The organism is Zobellia roscoffensis, from assembly GCF_015330165.1.
GTDB lineage: Bacteria > Bacteroidota > Bacteroidia > Flavobacteriales > Flavobacteriaceae > Zobellia > Zobellia roscoffensis.
This window is the reverse complement of sequence record NZ_JADDXT010000002.1, coordinates 4,341,009-4,358,814: the sequence shown is the minus strand read 5'-3', so window position 1 is coordinate 4,358,814 and position 17,806 is coordinate 4,341,009. Positions and strand designations below refer to the sequence as shown.

Genomic DNA, 17,806 nt, shown 5'->3' with positions numbered 1-17,806 from the left:
ACGATCAATTTTTAACCGGCAACCATTTCTGTCATTAACTCTCTTGGATCTGTAACCTTTCCTGTAACAGCTGCAGCTGCAGCAACTAACGGGCTAGCTAAAAGGGTTCTTGAACCAGGACCTTGTCTACCTTCAAAGTTTCTGTTGGAAGTACTAACTGCGTATTTTCCTGCAGGTACTTTATCATCGTTCATAGCTAAACAAGCAGAACAACCAGGCTCACGAAGTTCAAAACCGGCATCGTTCAAAATTGCTAAAAGACCTTCATCTTTAATAGCTTTTTCAACCTTGTGAGAGCCAGGAACCAACCAAGCAGTAACATTAGGTGCTTTCTGACGTCCTTTAACCAAAGAAGTAAACAATCTAAAATCTTCGATTCTTCCGTTGGTACAGCTTCCTAAGAAAACAAAATCGATAGGTTTCCCCATCATACTATCGCCTTCACTGAAGTTCATGTACTGCAATGATTTTTTATAAGTAGCAACGCCACCCTCCACAGCATCCGCTTGCGGAATACCATTAGAAATTCCGATGCCCATACCCGGGTTTGTACCGTAGGTAATCATCGGTTCTATGTCTGCTGCGTTAAAAGTAATTTCTTTATCAAATTCTGCACCTTCTTCTGTAGGTAGCGTTTCCCAATACGCCATAGCTTTATCCCAAGCTGCACCGTCAGGAGTAAACTCTCTTCCTTTCACGTATTCAAAGGTTTTCTCATCTGGAGCAATCATACCTCCACGAGCACCCATCTCAATACTAAGGTTACAAACGGTCATACGCCCTTCCATGGTCATATCGCGGAAAACTTGTCCGGCATACTCAACAAAATAGCCAGTAGCGCCAGAAGTAGTTAACTGAGAAATAATATACAAAGCAACATCCTTAGGTGTAACGCCTCGGTTCAAACTGCCTTCAACATTAATTCGCATACTTTTTGGTTTGGTCTGCATAATGCACTGCGTAGCCAATACCATTTCTACTTCAGAGGTACCAATACCAAAAGCGATAGCTCCAAAAGCACCGTGAGTAGAGGTATGGGAATCTCCACAAACAATGGTAGCACCTGGTTGGGTAATACCATATTCAGGACCAACAACGTGAACGATACCGTTCTTTTCGTGACCCAGCCCCCAATATGAAATACCAAACTCATTTGAGTTTTCCTCTAGCATACGAAGTTGGTTCGCAGAAAGAGGATCTTCAACAGGAAGGTGTTGGTTGATCGTAGGCGTGTTATGGTCTGCCGTAGCAAACGTTTTTTCAGGATGCATCACTTTGATACCTCTAGTTTTTAAACCTAAAAAAGCAACGGGACTCGTTACTTCGTGCACCAAGTGGCGGTCTATAAACAATACGTCTGGTCCGTTTTCTATGTGTTGTACCACATGTGAATCCCAAACTTTATCGAATAATGTCTTTTTTGTATTCATCTCATTTAAATTCTAAGCTCACAAATCTAACGAAAGTGGGCGTTGTTAGGAAATTATAGTGGTTGAAAATTACGATGTTCAACGTATGTAATTCTATTTTTTTGTGTTTTATAAGTTGACGAAATGCATATTCGTGGACCATTTTTTTTGGTGGTAAGTAAAAACACCGTTGAAAGGTAATGTTCTTATCCGATTAACGAAATATGAATCACGATAACGAAAAAAATATCGGAGCTTAATAATAGACCCTACTTTTGTTGTGCTATATGTTTAAATGGCAAGGTCTATTATCCCAAATTACCTTAAACCTACTTGTTTATGAAGCTGAATTCTATATTTATCCTTTTGTTCATTGCATTTTCTTCTGTGGTAATGAAGGCGAATAATTCACCCATACCTGTAACGGTCAATGAGAGTATTACGGTTACGTTATTCTTTCCTTCAGAAATAAAAAAGGTAATAGAACCAGCCCCCCATTATAAATTCAGCTACGAACCAAACGGTAAAATGGCAACCCTGTTAGCCAGAAAGGGAGCGGCCAGTAATCTTACTGTTATTACCAAGGATGGTAGTATTTTTTCATTTCTTTTACAATATAATACTCAAGTCAACAACTTCACCTACATGTTGGCTGAAGATCAAGCAATAGGAAAAATGAATGGTTCTAGTGTTGTCGCGGTAAGTGCTACAAATATAGAGCTGAACACTCATGATGAAAATGCTGCCGACCAAAAGCCTATTGCGCAAACAGAACCTGATACTTCTGAAAATCCATTCTTAAAAGAAAACAGGTACACTAAGGAAAAAGAGGTGGTTAATTTAAAAGCTAGTAATCCTTCTGTAGAAGAAACACCTGAAATTACCGGAAGTAGTCTTTATAACTCGGATAGGGAAGGGTACTATCAGATTTTTTGTGAAAACAGTTATAAACAAAAAACGCGATTCAAAAAAAGTTCAAACACGATAAACTTAATAGGGCTGCATCTTAACAATATCATTAAGGACCACAATGACCTGCATTTTGTATTAGAAGTGAAAAATGATTCATGGACGGATTACAAGGTAAAATCGTTGAAATTTTTCATCAAATCTCCGGATGGAAATCACGAAATAGAAATAGAAGAATTGTTTATTTATAACTTACAGGAGACTATTAAGGAGCACAGTGGCAATCATCTTGTGTTTGTTTGTAAAGACTTTGTTCTTGGTGAAGGTCAGAATATGTATGCCATTTTGGAAGAGGAGGGTGGCAGAGAACGCTCTGTAATGTTAAGTTTAAATGCAAAACAAATCAAGCCTAGTAGATAAACTACTTGTGCTTTTCTCGCGATATTTTAAAAAAGAAAGTTATCTAAATGTTTAGGTAGCTTTCCTTTTGGTTTATCATTGGTTTTTAGTTCTATCGCCAGCGCACTACTTAAGCGGTATCTCCTCCTAGTTTCTTTCTAAAATTATAAAGAGAAATTAAGACTCCCGCACCAATTAAGAGGTAAAGTCCGTACGATTGTAAAAAAGAAGTTTCCGGGGATTTTGCCAAGGTAGGATTAGCCGGGTCGTAATAGACCGTTACAGAATCATTAACCGATTTTAAGGTGCCAATAAAAGGAATAGCCAATAATTCTACCCTACTTTGATATGGCTCACCATTTTCTCCAGTGTAGGAAACCGTAGCAAAAGACCTTGTTCCTCTTGCTTTTATATTGTTGTGTATTTCGGTAATCTTAGCCTCGGTCTCAATCCAGTTTTTAGAAGAGTCCTGAGCACTAATGGGCCAATAGAGTAGGGTGGACAAAAGAAATAGTAGGGATGTTTTCATTAGGGCATCTTGTTTCTACAAATATGCACATCATTTTGGTATTTCAAGAAAATTTTAAAGCTTTAGTTGGTTGCTATTTTTGAACGCGAATCTCTTTTGAATAGCTCAACTCTATTTTACAATGACTATATTTTCATAAGCTATCTAAATATTTAGATAGCTTTGTTTGTTGTTTCTTACTCTGTACGGCACTCGTTACAAACGAGCGCTAGCGAGGGGCTTAATCTATTTCGTATTCTTCATATAAATTTTCAATTTCATTAAAAATGTTTTCTGGGATCCCTTCAATATATTCCTCTGAACTCAATACTTTTTCTCCATCTATTTTATCAAACATAACCGGTGGTATTTTGCTACTATCTAAATCAGGATATTCTTGTGTCCAGTCTAAACCATCATCATCTTTTGGGTTAAAACTTAAATTTTGGTTACTATAAAATCCAGAAGTATATTTTTTTTCAATCTCATTTTGATATTCAAAACCATGTTTAGGACTTGACATCCAGTAAATCATTAGAATAGTTGCTATTTCTGTTTGTTGATTTGTAATTAACCATTTCAAAAAAGTTTTACTACTATCATAGTTCCAATCTATGGCCATTTTGTGCCATTCTATCGGATTGACTGTTTTTGCATAATCAATTATTTTATCGTCTGCTATTTTTCTAATTTCTTGTTCAGTCATAATTAAAATTTTAACTACCCCAGCTAGCGCTCGTATTTCACGAGTGCCGTCCCAGTTACTTCCTATCGAAAACCTAAAAACACCAATGGTAAAACCAAGGCTTTTATTGCCAGGGTTTCTTCCTTTACCATTTTCTACTCATTGTTTAAAAATACAAAAGCTATCTAAATGTTTAGATAGCTTTGTTTGTTGTTTCTTACTCTGAACGGCACTCGTTGCAAACGAGCGCTAGCGAGGGAGGCATGAATGTTTAATAGTTACATCTGAGCCACATTAAATGAATATTTCTCATCCTCTCTAGGATCTTTATAACCATCAAATTGATTTACGCTTTCTAATTCAAAAGAAAAACCAAAGTTAGCTTGGGGATATTCTAATTGCTTTTTATGTTTATAGGCTTTTATATTTATCAAATATTTCCCTTTAGGTATATCGAACCTATGAGAGCCATAGCATTTTTGACCATCCAAAGTTTCGTACGAATTAAAGTCTTTATCTTTTGGGTAATCTTTTGGGTTCCAATTATGAAGATTACTTAAAGAACCTATCCATAAGCTATTATCATTTCCAACCTCTATATTAAACCCTTCTATCTTATAAATTTCAATCCAATCCTCACTTAATGCCTTATTGACTTGAACTATATACTCTATAGAATCAATGGGAAGGATTGGTAACCATGCACCTTCCTCTATTGACTTCAAATATTTGTCATGATTCTTTTGAAAGAAACTTAAAAGTTTTTTGCTTTTTATCTTTTCACTCTTTAAAAACGAATTCATCCTATCTGGTGAAGAAAGATATAATCCATAATCACTTACTTCTAATTGTTTATTTGCCATATCATTATTTACACGGTATTTTACCTTTTTTATGTAATTCTTGTAGTTTTTCTATTCCTTCCAAAGGAGTTACATTTTTAAGTAGCTTGTTATCAGTACCTGGTATTTTCATATATCCTTTTACATCTATATCCTTATATGCTTTCTTAGCAGCTTCAAAAAACTCATCAGAAGTACCTTTAAATTTACTTCCATGATAAGGTATCCCTTCATCTATTAAATCTCTATGTAATTGTTTATGTAAATCTGCTGTGTTAGCACCGTTGTTTGGATACCATGAAAAAGCATTATCTGGTGAAAGTTCACCAATCCCAAGACTTTTAGCTATACTTCTTGGCATAAGATGGTGTCCCATTCCTGACCCTAATAAATCGGAATATAAACCATATTGGTCAACCCAAGCATTACTGTCATGAGTGTAACTATACATATTGGGCATGCCCCCAGCAAGCCCAATCGGATCCTGCGATATATAAACTCCTTCATCAGCCGAATAATACCTAAACCTATTATAGTATAACCCAGTCTCTGAATCCTCATATTGCCCTTGATATCTAAACGGACAATCTTCCAAAGAACCTTCAACAAGTTTACGTACTTTTCCGTAAATATCATATTCAACCGCCCAAGTTTTTTTGCCTTGCGCATTGTACATTTCAACAGGGGTGCCCAAGTAATCTGTAATGATAGAGAATTGCTCTCCATCAATAATTTTAGCGGTAGGTTTGAATGTTGCTTCGTCAAAGACCCAAGTCACTAAATTATCTATTGGTTCTTCTTTATCCTTAGAAAGCATTCCCCATTCATCAACCACCCATTCAGGACGGTCTTTTAGCGGGTATTTCCATTCGTGTAAGGGTATGTTGCCGTCCCACACAAAGCGAGTTATGCCGCTTCTCGACTGCGCTCGAAGTGGCATTGTTTTTTTGGCGGTTCTACGACCTAGGGCGTCGTATTCAAATTCTACTCTTTCTCCATTGGTTTTGGTTACCGCTTGTAGCATACCGTTGCCGTACCATTCGTAGGCTTCATCTCCGTCTGGTGTCCGCTTTTCAATCAGGTTACCTTCATCATCATATTTAAAGGAGGTGTTACCATCTTTTAGCAATTGCCCACCAGCGCCATATTTTCTATCGCCTTTATTTCTGGAGCGGTAGAGGTTGCCCACTTCATCGGGCAACTTATAGTCCATATCATTGTTCTCATATTTGGCGGAAGCTAAATTACCAAAAGCGTCATGTGTATAGCTTACCTGTCCTTTATTCAGCTCGTCCACCATTCGGGTCAAGCGGTCGTTTGCGCTCCAATTGTAGGTGCGGTGGCGCATTTCGCTACTGCCACGGGTTACCTTTTGTTGAATAGGGCGCCCTGCTTCATCATATTTCATTTGGGAAACAATTCCGCCAGGGAGCAGGCGTTCTACTTCCATACCAATGCTGTTATACGCAAAGTCAGCACGCCAAGCTTGAGCATTTTTAGTCGCCCCAGTTTTCTCTTCTGATTGTATGTCATTGACTTGGGCATTCATCGCTTCAATCTGGCCCAATCTGTTGCGCAATAGGTCAATTTCTGCACCTAGGCTACTGGTAATTTGTATCCGGTTACCCAAGTTGTCATAGGCGCTTTCAACAAGGTGCCCATCTTGATTTTCGGCAATGACCCTGCCCGCCTTGTCGCGAATGAGTTGTACGGTACTATTTTCGTTTACAGCTTCAATCAAGTTACCATTACGGTCATAACTGTAGGTTTCCCAAGTGCCATCACTATGTTCGGCACGGGTAATCCGCCCATTGGTATCGTACTCGTATTCCGTAAACTTGCCACCAGGGCGGTTTACCCGGTAAACTTTACCGGCCCGGTCGCGTTGATACATTCGGGTAAGGCCATCAAAACCGGTTTCGGTAATAATCTCCCCATTGGGGTTACGTTTAAAGCGGTACCGCTCTCCATGTTCATTATCTATATAACGCAGTTGCTCTTCCGTATCATAATTGAAGAATACTTTTCGCCCCCGTTCTTCCCTCATTTTCAGGCTTCCCATTGGGGTGTATTCAAACTTTACTTTTCCATTTTTTTGATGTAGTTCCGTAACTTCATCATAGGCATTGTACTTTAATTGTACGGCATTGTTATCTGCTTCTACCACTTGTTTTAAGCGGTCTAAATCGTCATAGATGAAATTCTGTTCGTGACCGGTCGCATTTTTTGTTTTATGACAACGGCCCCAAGCATCATACATCCATGTAGCAATGGCTTTATTGGGCAGTTGCATTTTAGACAGGTTAAAATCCTTGTCATAACTTAGTGTAGAAATATTCCCGGCATTGTCCCGCACTTCGCTTATGAGTCCGTTTTCATTGTAATCAAAAGAGGTTACGCCACCATCAGGCGAAATTACAGCATGCAAACGGTCTTCTTTAAAGGTACGTACCGTAGAACCGCCAACGGGAGGTTTGGTGAGTACCAAACGGTCATTTTTATCGTATACGAAAGTAGTTACAGCACCATCGGGCATAATGGCAATCACCTTGTTTTTGTTTGCAAAGACTTTGCTTTGGGCAAAGGTCAAAATATTTATGTGGTGCTTGAAGAGGAGGAGGGCAGAGAACGCTCTGTAATGTTAAGTTTAAGTGCCGAACAGATTAATCGTAGCAAATAAAGTAATTAACTTTTCTGTCAATACTTAAAAATACAAAAGCTATCTAAATATTTAGATAGCTTTGTTTGTCGTTTCTTACTCTGTAGGGCACTCGTTGCAAACGAGCGCTAGCGAGGGACTAGAAATTTTCTTAAGCCTTGCTTCTTGGGTAATTTTATATTTATTTTATTAGAAATGACAAAACCTATCTAGATGTTTAGATAGCTTAGTTTGTTCTTTCTTACTCTGTACGGCACTCGTTACAAACGAGCGCTAGCAAGGGGGGAATAATCAAAATGCATTTAAAACCTCTATACCATTAGCTTCAAATTTATTTGGGTTTCTTTTTATAAGATTTTCGATTACCTGCTTTAATAGCATCAAATTTTCTGAACTTATATTTTCTAGTTTCACCTGTTGTATCATTTCCTTTCTTGACGCATCATCATTTAAAACTCTAAGCACCATTGTTTCTAACCATTCTTTAGCTTTTTCTTTCATAAAATGAATTGACTCTAAAAACTTTTCTGTGGCCCTGTCAGTACCAAAAATTTGATCATATGCCTCGATTCCGTGAATCAAAGAAAACATCACTGCACGATCTTCTGTATTATCATCAAACGCCTGGCAATAGAATTTTATATTGTCTATATCATTAACTCTATATAATGCATTCATTGCCTCTTCAAAATTTTCGATTTCTTCATCTGAGCGCATTAAGCGATTAGCTATTAATCTCTTAACTTCTTTCTCTGTTTCCATCTATATGCCCAAAATCAATTCTTAAAAGTCCATTCTTCATATTTTTCATCTATCATTTTTTTAACAATTTCGTACTTCTGCCATGTGTCTGGTTCGTGAAAAACAGTTTCATTTTCATCGTCCGATAAATCAATATAGTCATCAAAATATGCATTGGTTCCATAGTAGAACTCCGCAAATCTGTTGGTGTTAGGGTTCAAATTTTTAGCGGCCAATCGCGAATCAGAGGATAGTTTAAGAAATTTAGCACCAGTAATTTCCCTATTCTTGAATTTATCTATGTTTTCGTTAAAACGTTCTTTTAATAAATCACTTTCAAATCCTTTATCCAGGGCCCAGCCCATAAACATGCCCATATGTGTTAGTGCAGCTTCTTTCGGGAGGTCTTTTGGAAAATCGTTTGCAATGTGCCATTTGCAATCGTCGTAGACTGAGGCATCTTTTTTAGCATTATAGTATCCAGGAAAGTTGGGGTTTTTGGTTAAAATTTCATCTAGGGTTTCCGTCATGATATTGAACTGAACAAGACCCTTTATTTTTTCGGGAGCAGTTCCGGAGAAAATCGACTTCACAATTTCCACACATTCGTCGTAAGTGGCGTATTTTTGAAGACATATATGTTTTTCCATATCGTATGGGATATCAACTACCCATTTGTCCTCACCCTCCCACGTAAATTGTATCGGTTTTGATTCCGTTTTAATTCCAAAAAAAGAACCCTCAACATCCGATAGTTCGTAAAACTCTTTTAAACCCTCTTGAAGGTTCAATTCTTCATCTTGAAGCTCATGATTGGCCTCCACATCATATAAAAATATTTTCACACCCTTATTTTAACTTACTAAGCATTTTTATAGCCTTCAATTTAGCTTCTTGAACATCCCCAGAAACATCTCCGTAATTCGATTCTTTTATGCCCAATTTCTTTTTATGCAAATCTTGCAGGGTAATAATCATACCTGTTAAAGCTTCCGGATCTTTTTCACTCTCAATCGCTTCCTTAATGTATTTCGTAACCCTGTTTTTAACCGATTTCTTGTTATACCAAATTTGTCGCATGGCCGTGGCGGCATAGCCCCTTAGCTGGCCATCTTCATCATTTATCATTCGTTCATTTAAAACATCCAAATCTGTCATTGTTGTTCCTACCCAGCCCATAACAATTATGCAACGATAACGGATATCCCTATTTGCAGATTTTATTTCGTCATGAACAATTTCTTTTACGAGAGGACTTCTAAGGTTACCGAGTATTTGAATCAAATCGGCTTTTAGCAAGGGATTTTCAATTCCGTCTTTGATTTTTGTTGCAATAAAAGCAGATACTTTTTTTTGGTCTTTTCTTTTTGAAAAAAAAGAGCGTATGTCTCGAACAAGGTATGGATCGTCTCTATCATTCAAAATGTCTATGTGGAACTGTAAAACATCTTCATCATCATCTTTTAATAGAAGATTTTTAAACTCAAAAATTCCGTCATCCGAATCTTCTAATGCTTTTAGTTCTTTGTATTTTATTTTAAGTTTAGAAATATCCATTTAATTTAGGGTTTTGGGTTGTAAGGTTTATTTGCGGGGCCAAAATCGTGATATTGATCACCACACACTTTATGCCGTTTGCGATGAACTGATTTCTGTTGTGTTTTCATGTTATCCGCTTTATCCAATTTTGCCTTGCCTTTATTTGTTGTTCTAGTGTATAAAGGTTTTTCGTGTGATACTTCATGTCCTTTTGGCACTTTTTTACCATCTGAATCTAAAATTTGTTTTCTTGCCCTATCGGAAAGTCCACTATTGGGGTCTTTGGCATCTCGCAATAAAGTTTTCCTTCGTTCTGCCGCACTTCTTTTATATGCGTTTGAATTTTTCCCCTTCGCCTTAGGATCTTTTGCAAAAGTACCATCTTTATTCCTTAGCTTCCCATTTTTATCCCTAAAGGTTCCTGGAGGGTCTGCAACTTCATCTAGTTGCTTCACAACATCATCTGCGCCTTTACCACCAGCTTCCAATACTTCATCTGTGCCTTTTGCAAAATGTCTCAGGACTCTACCTCCAACTTTTTCGACGACCTTCCCAGCCCCCAAAAACAAAAAACCAAGCGCAACTTCCTTAAACAAGGCTTCTTCGTCCCCATCCTGTGAGTAGTCATAAAGGGCTTTAACGGTCAACAAACAACCCGCAACTTCCAAGGCGGCAACAGTAACTGCAATTCCTGTTGCTAAGGCACCAGAGGCCGCTCCTATAGCAGCTATGGCAGCAAGTGCCGCACCACCGGTAACCACTATTAAAGCAACGGCAGCCACTACCAAGACCACTTTTCCTAAGGTTTCCCAAAAACTGGATTCTTCCTCGGCACAGGCAGCCGTAGCATCTTCGAGGGAGTAAAAGATTTCTATTTTACCACCAACACCACAAGGTAATACCGAGTCTTCTAATAAGGGATTAAAAAAGCCTACGAAAATTCCATCCTCGAAGCCGTCCCACATAATCGGGGCGGGTACACAGGCGCTGCTGGTTACCGTACAAACACCCATGGGTTGTACGTTCACCATAGGCACCATATCACCCGTGTTGGCTACGGGCTCGTCAAACAAGAACGAATTATTGTTGTTCGTAATCATGAACTCCATGGGCACAGTGCCCTTATCACAGGCTAAATAGGTGCCTTGCGGTACATATTTTTTATTCGCCATGTGTTTTGTTTTCTAGTTCGGTAATTTCTTGTTTGCTCTCGGTCATATAAAAACCTGGAATCTTAACTTTTACTTGTTGTGTTCCCTTAACTAGCCAATGCTCACGGTCAAACTCCAAACGTTCTTTATAGTCCACCTGAAGCTCAACTTTCATATTTATTTTGTCCTTAAGGGTACGTATGAACTTGGTCAGTTCCTTGGCATCTAGTTTATCCTCGTCAACAGTGCCAATACCTTCAATGACCAAAGGGGCTTTGGCATTCCCCGGCGATTTGAGCTTGTATTCGATTTTTAAGGGTAGGGGCTGGGTGACCAAAAACTTGGCGAGCTGCCGCTTTACGATGGTTTCAGAAGTAGCGCTATAGGTACCATGTAGACCTGGAAATAAAAAGTATAGAGCGCCGGAATTGGCAACCTCTTTTTCAAAACTACCATTGGCTAGGTTGTCCTCTACAATGGCGATGGTTTTGTTGATTTGCTCACGAGTATCTTTGTTGGCTTCTTTTTTCCATTGTTTACGAACCTTGGTCCATTTTTCGATTACCGTTGGCTTGTTGTATATTTTTTTGAAATTTCCCTTTTCATCGGTACCTACGGAGATATCGTGTAGCAGGGTATTCATTTCTTTGTTTAGTTTTTCCGTGGCACCGCCCTTACCATAAGTTTCGGAAATTGTTTTCACATCAAAAATGTGGCCCTTGCCTGAAATATTGGGCTGCACATAGGTTTTTTGTAAAACGGTTTCAGATGAGTTTTTCATCATCATGTCCTTTGTGGCTACAATAGATTTTGATGTATGGCGGTAGTTTTTATGCTGTAGGGCATAAGGTTTTATCTGCAGTTCTGCCTCCATCTTAACCTTTGTTTACATGAACTTCACCACCGCTAAGCTTGCTAGTTGATTTGCCGTGCATGGCGAGTTCGTTTCCAGAAAGGATATCCACTTTGTCGTTTCCAACAATATTGGTAGTCGTTTTTGCTTTTATCTTAACTTCGGCTTCATTACTTCGTATGTCAACATTTTCTTTACCACTAATTTGAACGGTAGCTTCAGTACTATGCATACCAATAGCTTCTTTGGCTCCGATGGCGATGGTCGATTCTTCCGATTTCATCGTCAGCGCATTTTTAGCCTTAATATCTATAGTATCTGCAGTTAACGAAAGATTACCAGGAGCACTTATACTGATACTGCTATCTTTAGTATTCAGAAAAATCTTGTTGCTGTTTTTATCCGTTATCGTAATACTTTCTTCACCATCCGTATCGTTCAGCTCGATCAAATGCCCACTACGGGTTTTAATGGCCTTTATGTTGTTATCCGGGTCATAAAAATCGCTCTTGGCGTTAACATTGTATCCGGCACTGGAGACATACGGTTTTTCCGGGTTTCCGGCCTCAAAACTAACCAATACTTCTTCTTCCTTTTCCGGGATAAAATAAAAGCCTTTTCCGCTGCCACTATATGGGGTAGGAACTTTTATCCATGGCGTACTGGTACCCATAGGTTTCTGCCAAGGGAACTGTACTTTAATTCTTCCTAAACCATCCGGATCGGCATTGTCCAGTACAAGTCCGCGTTGATCGGCCGCCCTTGGTGCTACAAAACTGTTAGAGTAGGGTAGGTGCTCTGTACCTTGAGGTACGCCCTCAAAAGAATTAGTGTAATGTCCGCTATGGTCAAAACGGTGTACTACTTTTATAATATCGTAAGACCCATAGGAGTCTTGTTTTGTGGGGTCAGTAAAATTAAGTCCTTCTAGTTCAAGCGTATCGCCCACGCGCATCGCTACCAGTTCCGAGGTCCCGGAAGCGGTGACCATACCAGATGCTCTTCCAAAGGTATTCACCTTGGTGGCCGTATCAAGACCGGCCTGAGCGCTGTACTCGTGTTGGCCAACGGTATAGTCGTAACTTCCCTTTTTATTGAAAACGGCATCCGATTCTCCCTTTACTGGCGCGAGATACGGATGGGACGAATTTGCCACATGAGAGGATGAAGTTGCTTCCAAGAGTGTATCGTTTACCCAGTCATGTCCTTTTATGTCAAAAACCTGTTCCCTTAACGAAGTGGAAAGATTGAAAGAAAGTACATCCTTTCCGTAAACGCCATTAAGGGTAGTACTGCCTGCTCTTCCAATACAAAAATCCAAACCATTATGGTAGAGCCAAACTCCGTAGCGACTACAGAGCCTTTGCAGAAACGAAAGATCGCTTTCGTTGTATTGAACGGTATAAGGTAATGTAACGTCTGTACCGGTTCCGATACTTTTTTTCAATATATCTGTGGAATGTCCTTTTAGGGTATCTTCTACAACCTGCGATAATGATGTGCCTTCTTCATAACTGAAGCACTGTACCGAATTGGCCAATAGAACCGCCGGGCCATGGCCAGAGATTACCAACGTACCGGCTGCACCGGCACCTTTTTGAAGGTCCACATTGGTAATGATTCCTGTAAATTCCATTTTACTACCGTTCAGTCCTATAGACATTTTCTTGCCGATAAAGCCAAGTGCATTTTTCATAAGAGGACCTGCATAGGTTTCGGTGGCATGCGCCGGAAAGGAGACCCTAAAGGCACTGTGGCCACCTATGGCCTGTTCTACGGAAACGGAATAGCCCGAATTGGGGAGAAACGTGTTCCCGTTTAAAATAAGCTTGATCTCTACAATTTTGGACATGCGGTTGTATTTAAGCGGTTTAAGGTATTTAGAAATATACGAGTAACCAAAAATTCAGGATTTAAATCGATGAACGGTATTTCGCACAAGTTCTCTTTTTACATACGGTTAAATGTAGGGTAAGGGATTGGAAAGGTTTCACTTTAAATGAAAAAAATAATTTGAAGATTCTATCTTTAAATCATAATTATTTACAATTGTTTAGCCAACATTGCCACGGGAATGGTCATTGCAATCGATTTAAATTCTTAAAGGTTGCTACCGATAATATCGAGCCAATTAATAAACCAGTTTCACTTTGATTCAAAAGAGTTTTGAGAATTTTGTAGTTCTATAACTACTGAGATGTTGGTATATCTCACAAATTATTTTTTAGGCAATAGTACAATTCACAAAGGTCAAAAAACAGGATATTTTAAAGTAATATTATTTTGATGGTCATTTTGAAAAAGGTAGTCTTACTTTTTTGTCAAAAAAGGTTAATGAAAAAACCGGAATATAGATACTATAATTTAAGCGTAGCTATATGGCTGCGTATATTTAGTTTTAGTGCTAGTTTTTTCTATTGTTGCTCCATTCGGTATATTCAGTAGTTTCCTGTGATTTGATGATGTATTCATGGCCATTTTCACGTGTGCCATAAGAAACACTTTTATACCTGCGCTCTGGTTGTGCCATATCTCGCGGGCGAATAACGTACATGCCTCCTACTTGTTCAGGGAACATTTCCTCTGGTTTTTGTATAATGAACAACACGTCCTCACGACCACCATTTGCAGTTGGTATCTTATAAAGTTGCAGTTCAGGATCTTCGTAGTTGCTGTATCTTTTTATTCGGAGCGTGTCGCCCAGGGGCATGTAAATTTCCAAATACCACCAACCTGCGGAATAACTATAGCTGTTTAGCCCCTGGTTCTCTTTCTCAAAAAAGGTGCTTTCGTATTCCTTCATCTTAATTAGATTATTATCTGTTGCCCCTTGTTGAGGGTGGTAGTACTCCGGGGCCAAATCTCTAAGGTCAACCATTTGTAAATCTTGGTCCTCTTTTTCCGGATATTGGTCTTTTAAATTTTCAGGTGTACCCTCCAAGGTATTTTCCATAAAGTACCATTTATCCTCAATTTTAAGATAGTACTTATTTGAATTATTTTGGGATATAACTACATGTGAGGCCTGATTATAACATTCTTCAAACTTGCCCATCCATATTTTTGGATCTGTTTCCATAGCCACAAATTCATAGATATTTTCTATCCTTTTCAGGGAAAATGGATCTAGGAATTTATGTTTGGTGGTATCTCCATTTACAATCCAGTTATAATAAAAGTCAAAACCAAACATGGAACCATCTTTTATTGAACCTGCATCCGTTGGGCCCTCTTCCAGAACTTCCCCGTCTATAGAAATTTTCAATCTTTTATATTGTATCTCCCTTTTGTTTAATGGATTTGTCTTTCCAAATATATTAATTTCACCATTTTTATTATTCAACAATGGTTTTATCACTTCAAAATCTTTTGAGAACAGAGCTTGAATCTCATAATTTTCACTACCATTATTTTTTTGTAATTCTTCAAATTCTTTTTTATCAAATTTATCTTTTGGCCCCATGGTACAGCTTATGAATATTAAAAGAAGGGTAAAATAGAATATTGTTTTCATACTAAATTATTTAAGTAGCTTTTTTGTTACAACTTTAGTATGAATGGATTTTATTTGATTCTCCCGCAATACACGTTCTAAAGATTTTAGTTTATCTAATTCTCGTTGTGCACTTGTGTCGCCGAACTGTTTCAATAGCTCGTCAACCACTTGCTGTTCGGCATCAGAGCGAACGGGTTCTTTGTAAAGTTCATCCGAAGCCGCTCTATCATTGCTAAAGGTATCTATAACATCTTTAATATAAGCGGAATTAGCTATGCCAGTATCTACCATTTTACTTATACCCTCTCCCTTAACATAATCTTTTTGTATAATTCTCTTTTGTTCTGAGGTCATTTCTCCCTGTCCTTCACCCGTTCCATATTCAACCCGATAGAACTTATCCTGGCCTACCTTTTTTATACGCTCCCAAACAGTGCCGCCAAGACCATCATTCTCGAAGTCAGGATGCTTTAATATTTTCTCATTGTGTATAAACGATACCGGAGCAAAATGGGCATACAAGTCGGCAATCTGAATGCGTCCATATTGGCGAATTAATTTACGATATCGATTGTTCATCACGGCAAGTTTGACGTTTTCTTCGGCTTTATCATAAAGGTAAGGGGCGGTAAAAAAGAGGTCCTTTAAACTGAATTTACGACCGGCTACTTTTTCATAGGCTTTTTTTGCATTTATATACTCACCCATGGCCTCACCCCAATCTAATGCGAGACTGCGATAATCGGCCCATTCTTTAATCTCGATTATTGACGGGTCATTTTCATTTTCTTCTGCTTTTAACCTAGGCACCGCTGCATGGGATGGTATAACCACCTCACCACCCGAGGGCATACTTAAAATTTCTTTACCTTGATTGTTCAGGTATTCGTTCATATTTTTATCTGAAAGGCCATTACCAAAAAACTCCACACTAAAAAGCGAACTATCTATTTTAGGATTACAGGCACAGTCTATTTTTGGAATATCTCCGTCCCTACAAACAATATCGGCTCGATCATTGGCGAAAGTGAATTGCACTGATCTATCTTTCAAAGCATTGAAATCGGTAATAGCCTTCAAATGTTCGTAAATACCTCTTTTGTTACGTAATTTGTGGTGTTCGGAACCAAATAATTCAGAAATGCCGTTCAGGTACTTCAAAATATTTTGATCTTCGGGTTTATTTTTTAAGTACTGAGAAAGCCCTAGCGCAATTTTAGCTGGTTTCCCACCAGACACCAAAGCAGCACGCTCCCAAGCGGCTAACGAATCCCAAAAATCGCTATCTGCTTGATAATGGTTAGTCTTTACCTTTACAAAATTCTCGTACTCTTCTTCCCAAAGGTTTTTGGGTTGGTGTACTCCTAGATAAATAAGGTTCAAGGCCATTTTGTCCCAGCCTAGCTCATTCGCATATTTCATTGCACCCAGTGCAAAACCGGCGCCCGGTGCATTTCCTTGGCTATGCATAACAATGGTAATAGGCTTATAGGCAGGAGAATAACTTTCTATATAGGGCACTTTTTCCTTGGAATCATCAACTTCTTGTTTTGGGATAATTCCCCATTGGTATTTAGCCCAATGGTAACCTTGTGCAATACCATGGTCTAAACGGTGGGGGCCATTGGAACCCAATCCATGTGATCCGTTTAAAAAATGCTCATTGTTTTCGGCATTAAAGTACTTAGCATAAGTTTCGGATCCCTTTCTGTTATTTCCTAATTGGTTCCAGTATCCCCAAAATACATTTTTCTTCTCTTGTCCCGTAAATTTAGGAGAGCTTTTAATATCTGTAGGAATATTTAGATAATTATCTTCAAGGACAGGAATCATTGCAGGTATTCCTGACATTGTAGGAATTCCAGGAGACATACTTAGAGGATACGGATAACTATAGGGAACGAATTTTAAAGATTTGTATTTGATAGCGGCACCTTCAGCTTCTTTTTTATTTTCTATTGAAGTTTTTGCATTGATTTCTTCAAGTTCGGAGTCTAATAGAATATCCTCCCCATCTATCATATCGACTTCGTTTGTATTGTGTCCTCGTTGTAAATCTGGATTAGGCTCATCAGGGTTCAAGTCTAATACCGCATTTAAAGCTCCACCAATAGAAGAACTGAGATAGCCGTTCGCAAAAATGATTTCTCCTTTGAGTTCTGGATATTTTTCATCAAGCTCAAGCTCTTCTTTTCCTGTACCGACTAGATTTTGACCTGTATCTTTCACAGTTACCAAACCGCCTTTGCCACATTGTATTTTAGAATCCATCATGACAAAGCGCTTATCTCCCATTTTTGATTTTTTACTTGTCATTTGCCAATCTTCGAAAATAGGGGAACATGGTGGATTAGGGGAAGAGCAGGTGCAGGAACCAAAAAAAGGAGGTTTGAGCGTTTTATCATTGTTGGTCGCTTTTAACTTCTTTTTGATTTTTACTTTTTGTTGTGAAGTCACCAATATTTCGCCTGGTGCTGTGCCTAATGTGCATTCCAACATTCCACCCTCTACTACATAGTCTCTTCTTGCCATTCTAAAATTTTTTCATGGTTTTTCTTATTATGTATACTAGATTCGCTAATAAAACAGGGGTTGAAGCGATGATATAAGAGATT

General features: G+C 38.5%; 14 protein-coding genes. 1 reads left to right on the top strand and 13 read right to left on the bottom strand.

From position 1 onward, the window contains the following. Nucleotides 1-11: 11 nt before the first annotated feature. Complete coding sequence (gene leuC, locus IWC72_RS17745) at nt 12-1,430, bottom strand: 3-isopropylmalate dehydratase large subunit (RefSeq protein ID WP_194527511.1); 1,419 nt, start codon at nt 1,428-1,430, stop codon at nt 12-14. A 318-nt stretch (nt 1,431-1,748) separates the two neighbouring features. Between leuC and IWC72_RS17740 the strand changes: the two genes are divergently transcribed. Beyond that, nucleotides 1,749-2,738 (top strand): DUF4138 domain-containing protein, encoded by a 990-nt coding sequence (locus IWC72_RS17740; protein WP_194530709.1) that lies wholly within the window; start codon nt 1,749-1,751, stop codon nt 2,736-2,738. Between the two features lie 109 nt (nt 2,739-2,847). Here IWC72_RS17740 and IWC72_RS17735 read toward each other — a convergent pair whose 3' ends face one another. The 12 genes from IWC72_RS17735 to IWC72_RS17680 all read right to left on the bottom strand — a co-directional run bounded on the left by IWC72_RS17735 (nt 2,848) and on the right by IWC72_RS17680 (nt 17,723). After that, complete coding sequence (locus tag IWC72_RS17735; protein WP_194530708.1) at nt 2,848-3,246, bottom strand: DUF3592 domain-containing protein; 399 nt, start codon at nt 3,244-3,246, stop codon at nt 2,848-2,850. Between the two features lie 220 nt (nt 3,247-3,466). Further along, a complete protein-coding gene (locus IWC72_RS17730; protein ID WP_194530707.1) occupies nt 3,467-3,931 on the bottom strand; it encodes a DUF4274 domain-containing protein in 465 nt (154 codons plus the stop codon). Between the two features lie 257 nt (nt 3,932-4,188). Further along, entirely contained in the window at nt 4,189-4,773 is a 585-nt protein-coding gene (locus IWC72_RS17725; RefSeq protein ID WP_194530706.1) for a hypothetical protein, read from the bottom strand. A gap of 4 nt (nt 4,774-4,777) precedes the next feature. Further along, nucleotides 4,778-7,300 (bottom strand): RHS repeat domain-containing protein, encoded by a 2,523-nt coding sequence (locus IWC72_RS17720; RefSeq protein WP_194530705.1) that lies wholly within the window; start codon nt 7,298-7,300, stop codon nt 4,778-4,780. Between the two features lie 402 nt (nt 7,301-7,702). Further along, nucleotides 7,703-8,173: an Imm30 family immunity protein gene (locus tag IWC72_RS17715; protein WP_194530704.1), complete on the bottom strand. Its 471-nt coding sequence runs from the start codon at nt 8,171-8,173 to the stop codon at nt 7,703-7,705. 14 nt (nt 8,174-8,187) lie between these two features. Then, nucleotides 8,188-8,997, bottom strand: coding sequence for a DUF7832 domain-containing protein (locus IWC72_RS17710; RefSeq protein WP_194530703.1), 810 nt, complete (start codon nt 8,995-8,997; stop codon nt 8,188-8,190). 4 nt (nt 8,998-9,001) lie between these two features. Continuing rightward, entirely contained in the window at nt 9,002-9,709 is a 708-nt protein-coding gene (locus tag IWC72_RS17705; RefSeq protein WP_194530702.1) for a HEAT repeat domain-containing protein, read from the bottom strand. 5 nt (nt 9,710-9,714) lie between these two features. After that, nucleotides 9,715-10,863 (bottom strand): DUF4280 domain-containing protein, encoded by a 1,149-nt coding sequence (locus tag IWC72_RS17700; RefSeq protein ID WP_194530701.1) that lies wholly within the window; start codon nt 10,861-10,863, stop codon nt 9,715-9,717. Then, the gene (locus IWC72_RS17695) at nt 10,853-11,716 is read right to left on the bottom strand and encodes a hypothetical protein (protein ID WP_194530700.1); all 864 of its coding nucleotides are present in this window, start codon (nt 11,714-11,716) and stop codon (nt 10,853-10,855) included. Before IWC72_RS17695 ends, IWC72_RS17700 begins: the two co-directional genes overlap by 11 nt. Nucleotide 11,717: 1 nt before the next feature. Continuing rightward, nucleotides 11,718-13,547, bottom strand: coding sequence for a type VI secretion system Vgr family protein (locus tag IWC72_RS17690; protein ID WP_194530699.1), 1,830 nt, complete (start codon nt 13,545-13,547; stop codon nt 11,718-11,720). Between the two features lie 552 nt (nt 13,548-14,099). Then, nucleotides 14,100-15,209 carry a hypothetical protein gene (locus tag IWC72_RS17685; RefSeq protein ID WP_194530698.1) on the bottom strand — a complete coding sequence of 370 codons (1,110 nt, stop codon included), beginning with the start codon at nt 15,207-15,209 and terminating at the stop codon, nt 14,100-14,102. Between the two features lie 6 nt (nt 15,210-15,215). After that, entirely contained in the window at nt 15,216-17,723 is a 2,508-nt protein-coding gene (locus tag IWC72_RS17680; protein WP_194530697.1) for a DUF4280 domain-containing protein, read from the bottom strand. Nucleotides 17,724-17,806 lie beyond the last annotated feature (83 nt).

Coding starts and splice junctions, on each gene's coding strand:
- leuC (WP_194527511.1), bottom strand. CDS start 1,430: ATGAATACAAAAAAGACATTATTCGATAAAGTTTGGGATTCACATGTG.
- IWC72_RS17740 (WP_194530709.1), top strand. CDS start 1,749: ATGAAGCTGAATTCTATATTTATCCTTTTGTTCATTGCATTTTCTTCT.
- IWC72_RS17735 (WP_194530708.1), bottom strand. CDS start 3,246: ATGAAAACATCCCTACTATTTCTTTTGTCCACCCTACTCTATTGGCCC.
- IWC72_RS17730 (WP_194530707.1), bottom strand. CDS start 3,931: ATGACTGAACAAGAAATTAGAAAAATAGCAGACGATAAAATAATTGAT.
- IWC72_RS17725 (WP_194530706.1), bottom strand. CDS start 4,773: ATGGCAAATAAACAATTAGAAGTAAGTGATTATGGATTATATCTTTCT.
- IWC72_RS17715 (WP_194530704.1), bottom strand. CDS start 8,173: ATGGAAACAGAGAAAGAAGTTAAGAGATTAATAGCTAATCGCTTAATG.
- IWC72_RS17705 (WP_194530702.1), bottom strand. CDS start 9,709: ATGGATATTTCTAAACTTAAAATAAAATACAAAGAACTAAAAGCATTA.
- IWC72_RS17700 (WP_194530701.1), bottom strand. CDS start 10,863: ATGGCGAATAAAAAATATGTACCGCAAGGCACCTATTTAGCCTGTGAT.
- IWC72_RS17695 (WP_194530700.1), bottom strand. CDS start 11,716: ATGGAGGCAGAACTGCAGATAAAACCTTATGCCCTACAGCATAAAAAC.
- IWC72_RS17690 (WP_194530699.1), bottom strand. CDS start 13,547: ATGTCCAAAATTGTAGAGATCAAGCTTATTTTAAACGGGAACACGTTT.
- IWC72_RS17685 (WP_194530698.1), bottom strand. CDS start 15,209: ATGAAAACAATATTCTATTTTACCCTTCTTTTAATATTCATAAGCTGT.
- IWC72_RS17680 (WP_194530697.1), bottom strand. CDS start 17,723: ATGGCAAGAAGAGACTATGTAGTAGAGGGTGGAATGTTGGAATGCACA.